We start from the raw sequence: 13167 nt of genomic DNA, 5'->3' as shown, positions 1-13167 counted from the left end.
GGCTGAGATACATCATTCACCAATTAGCCGGGCTCTCAAAATTTGAACCTAGGAGCAAGTGTATAACATTTGCAGAAAAAAGGAAAGCTATAAGAGTGAATTTAATTAAATTGAAATAAAAATTAGGAAAAGGGCGGGATATAAGGATGTCAAACGGATTGATTGTGATGCTGAATAACCAGCTGTCAAACTGGAATATCCTCTACACCAAGCTTCATAATTACCATTGGTATGTTACAGGTCCGGACTTTTTTACTCTACATGAAAAGTTTGAGGAGTATTATAATGAAGCAGGACAATACATAGATGAAATTGCTGAAAGAATTCTTACATTGAAAGGGAAACCGGTTGCCACTTTAAAAAAATACCTAGAAACGGCTACTATAAATGAAGCAACTTGTCAGGAAGATGCGAAGGATATGGTGGAAGCCTTGGTGGAAGATTTCGAACAGGTCATCAAAGAAAGCAAGAAGCTGATTGAAACGGCCGAAGATCTGCATGATCAGCCTACAGCTGATATGTTCATTGGAATTAAATCCTCACTGGAACAGCATGTTTGGATGCTGAGTGCTTATAACTCATAATAAGACCATTTGCCTGTCGGGTCTGACCGGGTGCTTCCGCTATTTATACAGGCGAAGCGGGAGGAGGCTCAACGCCCGCCCCGAGGAGTCGCGTACCTGCAACGGAAATCTACACTTTTTCGTAAAACCTGAAGTAAAAAAGGCAGAATCGCTCTTTGAAGAGAGCGATTCTGCCTTTTAGATCTTTAATGGACTTTTTCTGTGCCCTCACTAGATTTCCTGGGTGTTCTTGGACATTATCCTCTCCTACGAAAGGGAGTGGGGGAATTAATTTTTTGTTAAGGAAGCACAATACTCCTCGACCATCTGTACAGTTACTAACTTTCTTTCGGGAACTATACCGAGCCTTGCCTCATCATTGATTCTTTTAGTAACTTCGTTGATTTTATCAGTTGTAAAGGGCTCGCCCTTCAGGCAAAGACTTACTGCTTCATCAATATAATACTCTCTCTGCTGATCAAGTTTTATAAATTCTTTAGCAATTGCATTTTGCTTTTTTGAATGGTTTGTTATCGCTTTATGTACATTCATGCTATTCACTCCTGTTAAACGTTCTTTTAAGCCACATCCTTATTATGCTCATTTAATATGATTACCGCAACTAATTCATATAAAATCGCTAATCCATTATATTTTTCTTGAACAGAAACTCATTTTCAGTGAAAATAGTAATCGACTATAAGAACAAGTAGTGTACTAGTTTAAGAAAATTTTAATTGAATTTTTGTATTATGAGTAGAAAGAAGGCTGAAGATGATACAGCTTTGGAGACAATTCAGTTGGGTAATCCCTATTATGGCTCTAGTGACCGCCGCACTGGTGATGGCGGTTTTTGTATGGAAGAACCGAAAAGGAAAAGAGGACGCCAGGTGGGCTGATCTTATTCCAGTCCTTTTCACCTTGATATCAATTGGCGGAATATTTCTTATTACACTATCTCCGCTTGTACCCGGGGTTGCACTTGAAGGGAATACCAATTTCCGGCCGTTTGATAATCTCAGGCTCAACCTGGTTTACAGAACCCATTTGGATATACCTATCAGGAACTTACTGGCTAACATAGTGCTCTTCATACCGTTCGGATTTTTTTATTCTTGGTGGATTCGGAACCGGAAGTGGAGGTTGATAAAAACGACGCTTGCCGGCAGTCTGCTCTCAGTAACTGTAGAAGTGATACAGTATTTAGTGCCTCTTGGACGGTCGACAGATATCGATGATTGGATGACGAACACTAGTGGATCTTTGCTTGGAGGTCTGCTGTTTCTCCTTTTTATTATTGTGTTCAAATTCTATAGGAGGAGAAATGAGAACAAAAGCTAGTAAGAATTTTCCTGCCCATTCAAATTGCTTTTTTCAGTAAAAATAATGTGCTGATTATTTCTTGTCAAAACGGGAATAGGAAGATTGGAACACCAGATTGCAAAGGAGGTAATTGTTATCAGCGGGTACAGTGATAAAGACAATGCTCAAAAAGCCAATCAGCAATTGAATGGGGAGTTCTATAAAGAAGAAAACTCGTCTATAGCTGATAGTAAAACAGAGAATGCTAATAAGAAAATCAATGAAGAACTGGAGAGTGGTAAATCTTCAAAAGGCGTTGATCCCGACAACTATCTCGCTAATAGTGAAAACTCTCTAGTGACAAAGGGAATTCAAAAAAAGAAGTAACACAGAAGGAGGCTGGGACATAAGTTGGGATATTAGAAAAATAAAACCGCATGAGTTCAAGGTTTTATACTTGATTTCATGCGGTCCTTTCATTTTAATAGGCTCTATTTGAAGATGTTGCTTTTAAGGTTATTTATCGATTTTTTCTGAACGTAGACGGATTGGAGCGGAAGGTGTGCGACCTCCTGCGGGACTAGCGGGACAGGTGAGACCCCACAGGCAAAGCCGAGGAGGCTCACCGCCCGCCCCGCGGAGTCGTGCACCTGGAGCGGAAATCCATTCTTTTTACTCAGCCACAATCTTTGCGAAGAGAGCATTTATTATGGTTTTGTCCCAGCCTCTCAGGCTGTCGAGAATGTCTCGACAGCCTTTTCATTTATCTAATTACATAGTGGTTCACCGCGTTAACATCTTAATTTAATATTTAAAATACAGGTGGGTATTAATGTGTTTAATACTAGAAAAGAAATGCAGAATGAAGTTAGTGTATCTCAATTGAAGATTTAGTTCTGCAAGAGCACCTTCTAAGAAAAATTGGTCAATATATTGGTGCCTCCTTATCCTAGGAACATAGTTAATGTGATTTTATCTTTTTGAGTAACTGTATCTATGTTATCCGCGTCCTCCTCGTACTTTGGTGGGGGATGAGAAATTTTAATTCTCGACAAATTTCTACACCTTTTAAACGCTGGATTTATTAGCATATATTGTATATTGCCGTGGAGAAAGGGAGTTACATATGACATTTCCAGAATTAGAAACTAAGCGATTGAAATTAATTGAAATTACAGAGAAGGATATTGAGGCTTATTTCAGTGTCATGTCTTTGGATCGCGTTACGAAATATTATGGAATGGAAAGCCTTAAAAAGAAAGAGCAGGCTGCTGAGATTATTCAAGCTTTTAGGACAGGCTACGAAAGCAAAAGATCAATGAGGTGGGGAATCATCTTAAAAGATACTGGAGCATTTATCGGAACGGCAGGGCTGAATAATTTACAAACCGGACAGAAAAAAGCAGAAATAGGCTTTGAAATTCATCCTGATTATTGGAGGAGCGGCATCACGACAGAAGCGGCGAATGCAGTCATCCGCTACGCATTTGAAGAACTACATTTATTTCGTATTGGAGCTGTTACATTTCTGGAGAATCACTCTTCCTACGGGCTGCTTGAGAAGATCGGCTTCAAAAAAGAGGGGATACTTCGAGGGTATATTTTTCAAAACGGTGTTTCTAATGATACGTATGTTTATTCCTTATTGCGTAAAGAATGGCAAGAAGTCGTGGATCAACCTGTATTAACTGATTTCCAAGTATAAAACTGTTTAATTATACAGCAGATGTACCTTATTTCATTATTTGAATAAAAGCTAAAGAACCAGGCAAACTATTTCCATGATTATAATTGGAGGTGGAGACATGGACGTTAACAGAGTTAAACAAATACTGTCTTCTTCAGCTGATATTGATGTTACTTATCAAGGAGTATCTGTCTGGATTGATGAACTGCTGGAGGATCAAAGACTGGCCGAAATCCATTTGCGGGGTCCGCTCGAAGAAAGGTCTCAAGTAGCTATAGAAGATCTTATAGAAGAATAAAAGCAAAAAACACCTGCTTACAGGTTCTGTTTTAGAGTGAAAATTTAACAATTATACATAAAAAGGAGTGTCGAATCGCCTAGATTTTGACTCTCCTTTTTTGTTGGTTTAACGGTGAACGGCCGCTTCCGCTTTTTATGAAGCCGAGGAGGCTCATCCAGCTCCAGCGGCCAGCGACTAGCAGATTTCGGTCTCTCTCCTTGCTAATCTAGCTGCATGGCCTAAGGCGGCTAGCGTACTTCCCTGCCTCCTCCTTGCGATAAGTCAACATCAACTCACTATGTTCGTTGTGTTTCCTTTATCTCATGCGGAGTCAGTCCAGTCCGTACGCCGCTGAGCGGGGCCATTTCACTTTATATAGATAAGTCATCATCGAATCGCTGTCGCTCTTCGTGATTCCTTTATCTCATGCGAGAGCCCTAAAATCTGTACGTCGCTGAACGGCCGCTTCCACTTTTGCTTCACCGCACGCCCCGCGGAGTCACGCATCTGGAGTGGAAATCACTCTACCATTTCTTTGGCTAATTAGAAGTTTGTACTTAAAAACAGAACCCATTATGCTAACAGGTTCTGTTATTGGCTTTTATTAACTTCCCCCTTAAATGTATCCATTCTGAGAGGAAAGCGAATATACTTCCACTATTTTTCCATGAACCGATTATCATAAGCGTGGATGTAGAAGCTTGTTTGTATGGAAATAACTATTCCTCTTTGCATCATGCTAAAAAATAAAAAGAGTGCAAGCTTGTTTGGCGGCAAGTGAAGTTATCAGGCGTTTACGTGAATTTGGCTGCCTCGGTTCTTAGCTGGGTAAAAGAGCTTTAATATTCTGCCTATTGGATAGATTGCGCATGAAATAAGAGACTCATTCAGGATTTTTATTATAAAGTATCAAAGTTTACTTAAAGAGCATTGTAAAATTAAATATTACAAAAGGAAATGAACTTAATCTACATAGGAGCAGAAGTACTAGAAGCAGAAGGTTCCATACCATATTTTAAGTATAAATAGAATTACAGTAACGTTACATTAATGTTAAAAATATCATTTGGAGTTTAATAGACTTTAAAAGTGGAAGAATAAGAACACAGGTTAAGATAAAAAGTCATTGCTCAACAGGGTTATTTCGTGTTGAGTTAACTGCAAGACGACTCATCAAGACAGTTAAGGACATCTGAGAAAACAGCTAGAGTAATTCAACCTAATGAAAAAAACTATTTTATTCTTTAAGGAGGAATTAATAATGGCTAAAAACAACAACAATCAAAACGACAATGGTAAAATGAGTTTGGAAGAAGCAGGACGTAAAGGCGGACAGACTACTTCTAATAATCATGACAAAGAATTTTATCAGGAAATCGGACAAAAAGGCGGAGAAGCAACTTCCAACAACCATGATAAGGAATTCTATCAGGAAATTGGTGAAAAAGGCGGAGAGGCAACCTCCAATAATCATGACAAAGATTTCTATCAGGAGATTGGGAAAAAAGGCGGAGAAGCAACTTCCGAAAACCATGATAAAGAATTCTATCAGGAAATTGGTGAAAAAGGCGGAGAAGCAACTTCTAATAACCATGACAAAGATTTCTATAAGGAAATTGGCGAAAAAGGCGGAAACAGCAGACAGAACAACAACAACAATAATAACAACTAATAAGTACTGCACCGTTTACCATAAGAATCCTAAAGAGCTTGCACATTGATGTGCAAGCTCTTTACTTTCCGTGAAAATGATTACCTGTACATAGTAAGGAAACTGAGATTAAATTGTCAGGCATTTTAACAGCAGGGGGATAGTTAACCCCAAGTTTGCAATTCACAAAAGGCTATCAGGTTCTTTAGTGGATTGAAAGAAGCCTATGGTGGCATTAATTAAATTTATTCCTTTCATACTATCTTTTTGAAGAAGGTTTTAAACAGATATTTTTATGGGTAACGATACTATTAACTTCAATTAAAAGAATCACATTAAAAGTAATCTATATAGTTAACTGTTAACTAGCAGGAATTAAATATAGCGTTTGTTAAGATAGCCAGACATGCAGTTAATATGACCGGAATCAGTCAGGAGGAATGGGTTATGAAGATGAAGGAAATCTATAAAAACCAAAAATATGAACGCAGTGAAGATCGTTACAAAGCGGTCGGGGATTATGGGATGACTGCCAGTGCAACAAAGGAATCAAGTGACATTGGTGCTGAAGTGCTCCGTAAAGGAGGGACAGCAGCGGATGCCATAGTAGCAATGCAGTTTGCCCTTGCTGTTTCTGAACCTTTCAATACAGGTGTAGGAGCCAGTGGTTTTATCGTCTATCACCATAAGAAGTCGGGAGAAACTAAAGTTTTTAATGGACACTCACAAGCTCCTCAAAGTGCCCATCCCGAAGTGTGCAAGAATGAAAATGGAGAAGTGATACCTTTTGTGGAAAGGACGATGAATGAAAGTTTTGTCGGGATACCAGGGATAATGAAAGCGCTGGATACCATTAATAAAACTTATGGAATTAAGGATCTTGGAGAACTGATTGATCCTGCAATCGATCTCGCGGAAAAAGGATTCACAGTAAATTCGCTGTGGGATACAGCTTTAAAGCTTTATGGCGACAGGGTTGGCCATACAGCCAAAGAATTCTTTTACCCGAATGGCGTTCCGCTCGTCAAAGGAGATCTGGTAAAAAATGAAGCCTTAGCAAGGACTTTCAGGATTTTCAAAGAAAAAGGAATTGATGCATTGTATAAAGGTGAAATCGGCGAAGCAATTATTGATAGATTACAGTCTCATAATGGTCACATGGAGATGAGTGACCTTGAGAATTATGAATGCCAGATTCAAGAGCCTGTTGTAAGAAATTATAGAGGGTACGACGTTGCAGTTCCGCCGCCGCCGAATGGGGGAGGAACAAATCTGCTGCAGATATTAAAGATCATCGAGCAATTTGATTTAAGTGAATATAATGCTTCTTCATGGGAAAAATATTTTATTCTTTCAGAAGCAATGCGCCTTGTCTTCTCGGATAAACTAGCCTACATGAGTGATCCCGATTTTCATAATGTCCCTGTAAACGGCTTGCTTGATCCTGAGTATATTGCTGAAAGAGCGAAATTTATTGATTTTAACGGCGGCAGAAACCCTGATATTGATTTTGGTAACCCATGGGAATATGAGAAAAGTGAAATGAATCCAGGTGCCTCCTCTCAAAATAGAAGCGAAGGAAGAGAAACCACTCATTTCACTGCAGTGGACCAGTGGGGAAATGTTGCCTCCTGTACGTCTTCATTAGAGCATTATTTCGGAACGGGCATCATGATTGAAGAATACGGATTTTTATTAAACAATGATTTAACAGACTTCAAAGTGGAGAAAGAGCATATCAACGAAATGCGTGGAGGGAAATATCCGGTCAGCGCAAAGTGCCCGACAATTATCCTGAAAGATGGAGAGCCTTTTATGACGCTTGGTTCACCAGGAGGGCCTACGATTGTCTCATCTGTTGCTCATGTGATTATGAATGTAATCGACTTCAAGATGGACCTGAAAGAAGCAATTGAACATCCCCGGCTTTATAACAGTACAGCCCCTGAGGTATGGGTAGAAGATGACTTCAGCGATGGAGTAAAGCAAAAGTTAAAAGATCTGGGGATCGAGATACTTGATGATACAATGCCTATAGGTAATGTTCAGGCAATTTTAATTGATAAAGAGGAAAACCTCTTTTATGGTGCTGCTGACTCTACCAGGCCGGGTAAAGCTTCAGGAGTGTGGAAGGAAGAGGCTGACAGAATTTAAAGACTGCATTTATGCAGTCTTTTTTTGTCACCAATAAACTTAAGGTAAATTTTTAAAAAAATTCGCCTGTCTCCCTGCCCGGCTGAGTAAATTCTCCTCGTATGGTAGTTGGAATGGCGTATATAGTTGCCTATCCAATAGAAGAACCGCTGTTTTCAATGTTGTGCCTGAATTACACACTTGAAATTTTAGCTGGAAATAGGCTGAATGATAAGGATCAAATAAAAGGGGCTATGATAATTAACATCAAAGCACTTGAAATCAGTGTAAGTGACACTTTAGCAGAAAGCTTGTTTTTTGTTCCTTTCACAAAGCTTGAAAATTGAAGCCAGTTTTTATAGAGTACATATAGAATTAACAGGATGGCAAAGGCTGGGAACCAACCACCCGAACCATCCTCATTTATTACAACCCCCAGAACTTTATATATCAAATTAATCAGCCCGCCAAGCATTCCGCCAAAAAAAAGAAACAAAAACAAAATCCTGACTAACTCAAGCATAACTTTCACTGCTATCCTCACCTCATTAAATTAAATTCACGGTTTCCTCTTAATAATAACGGAGTGACAAAATAATAAATACTTAATTATCAAAATATTCATTTAAGTTACTTGTTGAATTCTCGCTTGTGTCTTTGAACAGCACATGCCGCTTAAGGTTTCACGCATTGGACCTTAACAAGGAAACGGGAATAAAACGTTTACATAGAAAGTGAGGGGGTATTTGAAGAAATGAGAGAAATGGCTGTACGGACTACTAATTGATGGAGGGAATTCAATGAGAAAACCAGATCCAACTAAAGATATCAAGATGGATGAAAAACCTAAAGTGACGAATAAAGAACCTCAAATAGGTGCGAAGAATGAAGTTGCGGCTGAAGTGAAGACAGAAATGCCGGTAAAGGAACAAAAAAATGGGGAGGAAATCACAAACCCTTATTTGATTGCACAGCAATTGATTGCAAGGGCAGCTCAATCGCTCGACCTCCCTGAAGGAGTATACAACATTTTAAAAAAACCTAAGAGGGTGATGAAGGTATCCATACCCGTCCGTAAAGATAACGGAGAATATGTAAATTACACGGGAATGCGCTCCCAGCACATTGACATTCTTGGGCCGACAAAAGGCGGAATACGATTTCATCCAGAGGTTAATGAGGATGAAGTAGTTGCTTTATCCATGTGGATGTCAATAAAATCCGCCCTCGTCGGACTTCCATTCGGAGGAGGGAAAGGCGGTGTCGTTGTTAATCCTAAAGAGCTATCTGAAAGAGAACTTGAAGAATTGAGCAGGGGGTATATCAGAGAGCTTGAACCTATTATAGGACCGGATAAGGATGTCCCTGCACCTGATGTAAATACAAACGGACAGATTATGGGGTGGATGCTTGATGAATTTGATCGGCTGAGAGGCAAGGATGTTTCCGGGTTCATTACAGGGAAGCCTGTAATCATCGGTGGATCTGAAGGCCGTATTGAGGCAACGGGAAGGGGTGTCGTCATCAACATTATGGAAGCGGCCAAGCGTTTGAATCTGAAATTGGATAAATTGTCAGCAGTCATCCAAGGGTTCGGGAATGTTGGTTCTATAACCGCCAAGCTTCTTCATGAGCAGGGTGTAAAAGTTGCCGCGATCACTGATGCTGGAGGGGGCGCCTATAATCCTGATGGATTGGATATCATCAGCCTTATTGACTATGTTAATGAAAAAGGAACGGTCAAAGGCTTTCCTGGAAGCAGGGATATTGCGAATGAAGAATTGTTTGCGGCAGACTGTGATATCCTTGTCCCGGCTGCTCTGGAAAATCAAATTACGGAGAAGACGGCACCTTCTATTAAAGCGAGTATAGTAGCAGAAGCTGCTAACGGGCCGACTACTCCGCAAGGAAATCATATTATGGAGCAGAAAGGCATTTTTGTCATTCCGGATATTTTATGCAATGCAGGCGGGGTAACAGTGTCCTACTTTGAATGGGTTCAAAACGCAATGCACTACTTCTGGAAAGAAGAGGAAGTGAACGAAAAACTGAGAGAGAAAATGGAAAATGCTTTTGACAGCGTGTACCGTATGAAGATAGAGAAGAACGCTTCGATGAGAGAGTCCGCTTATCTCGTAGGAGTCGGACGCTTGGCTGAAGCCATGAAAGCAAGAGGCTGGATAAAGAATTGGAAGATGCCAATAGAATGCTGAGAAAAGAAGACAGATACACTCCTTTAGTTGTGTCTGTCTTCTTTTGGTGTGGAAAATATAAAGGACTTTATTCTTGGAGATAAAAAAACCATAAATAAGTTTTGAACCGTGGTCCATATCAAAGTTGTTCTGCTGTTTATGATCTTCATTCGTAAAAGCAGAAGGTTAATGAAGGTCATGATTATCATGGAGGCTGCTTTGCTGGAAGTCCGGTTTTTGACCGCAGGCAGAAGAGCCACACCTGAGCAGATAAACATATAGAGTGGGGAAATCAAAAAATGCTCTCTCCAAGTATGAACCATCCCTACTCCAATTTTTCGTTTTTTAAAAATATCCAGAACAAACAAAAGGGTTTTTGTGATAACTCCTAATGATAAATATGTTGAAAACCAAAGAAACAATTTGTTCTTCTGATGGAGATTTCTGTTCCAATAGTCACTCCAAGCAAAAAAGACAGGCAGCAAGAGAGATGTGTATAGTGGTTTCCACCAGTGAAGCCGGTAATTATTGATCTTAAGAAAGTACAGTTCAATTAAATGAAAATAAATAATGGCTAAGAACTTTGCCGGCCATCCCAGCCGGAAAACGGAAAGGGCTGTCCCTGTTATGGGAATGTAAATCGCTTGTGAAAGCAATGCTCCCAAGGCATTATCGAGCTGTCGCTTCTTCAGGATTTTGGGGTTGTAACGGTAAGACTGAAGCACATTGAATACAATGTATTCAAATATATAAGCAAACGCGACATTAGATAGCAAAAGAGTGATTGTCTTTCTATCACGTTTTTTATGCAGAGTGAAAATGAAAAGGGCAATATGTATAAAGGAAAGCAGAATAAAAGGAACTGAATTTTTATTGATTCGTTTCAAGACTTTTGGATACCTCCTTAAGTGAATGAAACATTTACATATTCACCAGAGCTGTTTCCTAATTATACTTTCAAGGAATTGCCTATTTTATTCATAGTAAGTTCATTCTTCAAGCTGAATATTTTCTGAAAATAGGCATCTGCGGATTTATTTTATAAAGTTGTTGTGATATCATAAAATCAAACAGCATACCTGAGTATTCTTATCGGGTTTGTTAGAAAACAAAAGGGTGATAAAAAATGAGTCGCGAATTTGTTGATTTGTTCAATAATTGGGCCCAATCATATGATCAGACCGTTTCTGAAGATGGAGACATCGAATATAGAGAAGTTTTTGAGAACTATGAAGAAATATTGCAGTCGGTGGTCAGAAATTCTAAAGGCCCGAATATACTTGAATTTGGCGTGGGGACCGGTAATCTGACAAGAAAGCTGGTCAATAAAGGGTACAATGTTTACGGAATTGAGCCTTCCCAAGAAATGTTAAAGATTGGCCAGCTCAAAGTGCCGGAAGCGAAGATAAAAGATGGTGATTTTCTTGATTTTCAGCTTCCGGAAGTACAAATCACTTCCATTGTAAGCTCTTATGCTTTTCACCATTTGACTGACGCTGATAAAGACAGAGCGATCGAAAAGTACAGCAGAATACTTCCTAATCAAGGTGTTATAGTTTTTGCTGATACTGTTTTTAAAGATAAATCGGCCAAAAGAGCGATCATGGAACACGCGATAGCCTCTTACTATAATAATCTGGTAGACGACCTGAACAGTGAGCATTATTCCTATTTGGAAAATTTAACAGCAATGTGTGAAAAGCATGGGTTTACAGTTGAATTTATTCAGAAAAATAAGTATGTTTGGGTTATGACAGCAACAAAGAAGTAGGCAAAGCCAATCATATACAGAAGAAGCAGATCATCGGGGGCTGACTTTCTGGCAGACTGTCTGCTTCCGGTATCTGATTATCTGAGGGAGTCCGAGACTTTATTAGGTCTTAAAGGAAAATGGCCATATTACAGTAAGCAGCCTCAACAGGATTTTGAAAACTAATTTTTTGGAAAGCGAGAGATGGGATATGCCTAAAATGAATGTCGAAAGTTTTAATTTAGATCATACAAAAGTAAAAGCTCCTTATGTGAGATTGGTAGGGACAACAGAAGGTCAAAGCGGAGACAGAATATACAAATATGATTTCCGGATCAAGCAACCTAATAAAGAATACATGAATATGCCTGCTTTGCATTCACTTGAACATATGATGGCTGAATTCAGCCGCAATCATCATGATCGAATCGTCGATATTGGTCCTATGGGTTGCCAGACAGGTTTCTACATTACGGTTCTGAATGATGACAGCTATGATACGGTTCTGGAAGTTATTGAAAATACTTTGAAAGATGTCCTTGAAGCAACAGAAGTTCCTGCCTGTAATGAAGTTCAATGCGGATTTGCGGCAAGCCACAGCCTTGAAGGTGCTAAAGAACTAGCGGAAGATATGCTTTCAAAAAGAGATGAATGGACAGAAGTATTTGCTTAATAAGGGGCGGTATTCTTGAAATATGTAAATAGTGTACAAGAACTGATTGGAAATACACCATTGGTGGAGCTGACCAATATGGGGCTTCCTGAAGGAGTTCGATTGTTTGCCAAGCTTGAATACTTCAATCCAGGTGGAAGCATCAAAGACCGCCTGGGAGTTAAGCTGCTGGAAGATGCTGAGCGTACCGGAGCGCTTAAGCCCGGAGGTACAATCATCGAACCCACTGCCGGTAATACCGGGATTGGAATTGCCCTTGCAGCTGTAGGGAAAGGCTATAAGGTAATGTTTGTGACACCTGAAAAATTCAGTGTTGAAAAACAGACGCTTATGCGTGCTTTAGGTGCTGAAGTGGTCAATACTCCCACCGAACTTGGGATGAAAGGCGCCATTCAGAAAGCGAAAGAACTTAGCCGCGAAATAGAAGGCTCTTATTGTCCCCAGCAATTCGACAACCCATCTAACCCTGAGACTTATTATGAAACTTTGGGGCCGGAATTACACGATGGGTTAGATGGAAAGATTGATATATTTATCGCTGGGGGAGGAACGGGAGGAACCTTTATGGGGACGGCCAGGTATCTCAAGGAAAAAAATTCAGCTGTTAAAACTGTCATTGTTGAACCGGAAGGGTCCATCTTAAATGGTGGAGAATCCGGTCCTCATAAGACAGAGGGGATAGGTATGGAATTTCTTCCTTCCTATATGGATACTGACTACTTTGATGAGATATATACCATATCCGACAAGGAAGCCTTTAAAGCAGTGAAAGAGCTGGCACTTAAAGAGGGCTTGCTGGTTGCCAGCTCATCAGGAGCTGCATTTACAGCGGCTCTTAAAGAAGCAGAAAAGGCTGCAAAGGGAACAAACATTGTGACGATTTTCCCTGACAGCAGCGAACGATATCTAAGTCAAGGAATCTATGAGGAGTGAAAT

The 13167-nt window shown here is 39.8% G+C and carries 14 protein-coding genes; 11 read left to right on the top strand and 3 right to left on the bottom strand.

Going from position 1 to position 13167, the window contains the following annotated elements; translation table 11 throughout:
- Positions 1-146 precede the first annotated feature (146 nt).
- Positions 147-584: a Dps family protein gene (locus tag FZC79_RS00700; protein ID WP_148944992.1), complete on the top strand. Its 438-nt coding sequence runs from the start codon at positions 147-149 to the stop codon at positions 582-584.
- A gap of 267 nt (positions 585-851) precedes the next feature.
- Here the strand turns inward: FZC79_RS00700 and FZC79_RS00695 are convergent, their stop codons facing one another.
- Complete coding sequence (locus FZC79_RS00695; protein ID WP_148944991.1) at positions 852-1115, bottom strand: YpbS family protein; 264 nt, start codon at positions 1113-1115, stop codon at positions 852-854.
- Between the two features lie 222 nt (positions 1116-1337).
- Here FZC79_RS00695 and FZC79_RS00690 point away from each other — a divergent pair, with 222 nt between their 5' ends.
- The 6 genes from FZC79_RS00690 (at position 1338) to ggt (ending at position 7637) form a co-directional block, all read left to right on the top strand.
- On the top strand, positions 1338-1904 hold the full coding sequence (locus tag FZC79_RS00690; RefSeq protein ID WP_148944990.1) for a VanZ family protein: 567 nt from the start codon (positions 1338-1340) through the stop codon (positions 1902-1904).
- 84 nt (positions 1905-1988) lie between these two features.
- Entirely contained in the window at positions 1989-2252 is a 264-nt protein-coding gene (locus FZC79_RS00685) for a hypothetical protein (RefSeq protein WP_148944989.1), read from the top strand.
- Positions 2253-2991: 739 nt separating this feature from the next.
- Entirely contained in the window at positions 2992-3570 is a 579-nt protein-coding gene (locus tag FZC79_RS00680; protein ID WP_148944988.1) for a GNAT family N-acetyltransferase, read from the top strand.
- Between the two features lie 100 nt (positions 3571-3670).
- A complete protein-coding gene (locus FZC79_RS00675; protein ID WP_148944987.1) occupies positions 3671-3850 on the top strand; it encodes an H-type small acid-soluble spore protein in 180 nt (59 codons plus the stop codon).
- Positions 3851-5093: 1243 nt separating this feature from the next.
- Positions 5094-5504 carry a glucose starvation-inducible protein GsiB gene (gene gsiB / locus FZC79_RS00670; RefSeq protein WP_148944986.1) on the top strand — a complete coding sequence of 137 codons (411 nt, stop codon included), beginning with the start codon at positions 5094-5096 and terminating at the stop codon, positions 5502-5504.
- A gap of 426 nt (positions 5505-5930) precedes the next feature.
- Positions 5931-7637, top strand: coding sequence for a gamma-glutamyltransferase (gene ggt / locus FZC79_RS00665; RefSeq protein ID WP_148944985.1), 1707 nt, complete (start codon positions 5931-5933; stop codon positions 7635-7637).
- Positions 7638-7854: 217 nt separating this feature from the next.
- Here ggt and FZC79_RS22900 read toward each other — a convergent pair whose 3' ends face one another.
- Positions 7855-8148 (bottom strand): hypothetical protein, encoded by a 294-nt coding sequence (locus FZC79_RS22900; protein WP_148992101.1) that lies wholly within the window; start codon positions 8146-8148, stop codon positions 7855-7857.
- A 382-nt stretch (positions 8149-8530) separates the two neighbouring features.
- On the opposite strand from FZC79_RS22900, the gene FZC79_RS00655 reads away from it, so the two are divergent.
- Positions 8531-9829: a Glu/Leu/Phe/Val family dehydrogenase gene (locus FZC79_RS00655; RefSeq protein WP_148945450.1), complete on the top strand. Its 1299-nt coding sequence runs from the start codon at positions 8531-8533 to the stop codon at positions 9827-9829.
- 23 nt (positions 9830-9852) lie between these two features.
- Here FZC79_RS00655 and FZC79_RS00650 read toward each other — a convergent pair whose 3' ends face one another.
- Positions 9853-10695, bottom strand: a complete 843-nt coding sequence (locus FZC79_RS00650) for a hypothetical protein (protein ID WP_148944983.1) — start codon at positions 10693-10695, stop codon at positions 9853-9855.
- 239 nt (positions 10696-10934) lie between these two features.
- Here FZC79_RS00650 and FZC79_RS00645 point away from each other — a divergent pair, with 239 nt between their 5' ends.
- From FZC79_RS00645 to FZC79_RS00635, 3 genes are all read left to right on the top strand, one after another.
- Entirely contained in the window at positions 10935-11579 is a 645-nt protein-coding gene (locus tag FZC79_RS00645; RefSeq protein ID WP_148944982.1) for a class I SAM-dependent DNA methyltransferase, read from the top strand.
- Between the two features lie 190 nt (positions 11580-11769).
- On the top strand, positions 11770-12231 hold the full coding sequence (locus FZC79_RS00640; RefSeq protein WP_148945449.1) for an S-ribosylhomocysteine lyase: 462 nt from the start codon (positions 11770-11772) through the stop codon (positions 12229-12231).
- Between the two features lie 15 nt (positions 12232-12246).
- Positions 12247-13164 carry a PLP-dependent cysteine synthase family protein gene (locus FZC79_RS00635; protein ID WP_148944981.1) on the top strand — a complete coding sequence of 306 codons (918 nt, stop codon included), beginning with the start codon at positions 12247-12249 and terminating at the stop codon, positions 13162-13164.
- The last annotated feature ends 3 nt before the right edge of the window (positions 13165-13167 follow it).

Source organism: Rossellomorea vietnamensis (assembly GCF_008180615.1).
GTDB classification, from domain to species: Bacteria; Bacillota; Bacilli; order Bacillales; family Bacillaceae_B; genus Rossellomorea; species Rossellomorea vietnamensis_D.
The sequence above is the reverse complement of the archived record's forward strand: the minus strand, read 5'-3'. Positions and strand labels throughout refer to the sequence as shown.

What these genes read in the sequence shown, in the direction of transcription:
- ggt (WP_148944985.1), top strand. Translation starts at nt 5,931, where the DNA reads ATGAAGATGAAGGAAATCTATAAAAACCAAAAATATGAACGCAGTGAA.
- FZC79_RS00695 (WP_148944991.1), bottom strand. Translation starts at nt 1,115, where the DNA reads ATGAATGTACATAAAGCGATAACAAACCATTCAAAAAAGCAAAATGCA.
- FZC79_RS00655 (WP_148945450.1), top strand. Translation starts at nt 8,531, where the DNA reads ATGCCGGTAAAGGAACAAAAAAATGGGGAGGAAATCACAAACCCTTAT.
- FZC79_RS00690 (WP_148944990.1), top strand. Translation starts at nt 1,338, where the DNA reads ATGATACAGCTTTGGAGACAATTCAGTTGGGTAATCCCTATTATGGCT.
- FZC79_RS00680 (WP_148944988.1), top strand. Translation starts at nt 2,992, where the DNA reads ATGACATTTCCAGAATTAGAAACTAAGCGATTGAAATTAATTGAAATT.
- FZC79_RS00640 (WP_148945449.1), top strand. Translation starts at nt 11,770, where the DNA reads ATGCCTAAAATGAATGTCGAAAGTTTTAATTTAGATCATACAAAAGTA.
- FZC79_RS00700 (WP_148944992.1), top strand. Translation starts at nt 147, where the DNA reads ATGTCAAACGGATTGATTGTGATGCTGAATAACCAGCTGTCAAACTGG.
- FZC79_RS00675 (WP_148944987.1), top strand. Translation starts at nt 3,671, where the DNA reads ATGGACGTTAACAGAGTTAAACAAATACTGTCTTCTTCAGCTGATATT.
- gsiB (WP_148944986.1), top strand. Translation starts at nt 5,094, where the DNA reads ATGGCTAAAAACAACAACAATCAAAACGACAATGGTAAAATGAGTTTG.
- FZC79_RS00645 (WP_148944982.1), top strand. Translation starts at nt 10,935, where the DNA reads ATGAGTCGCGAATTTGTTGATTTGTTCAATAATTGGGCCCAATCATAT.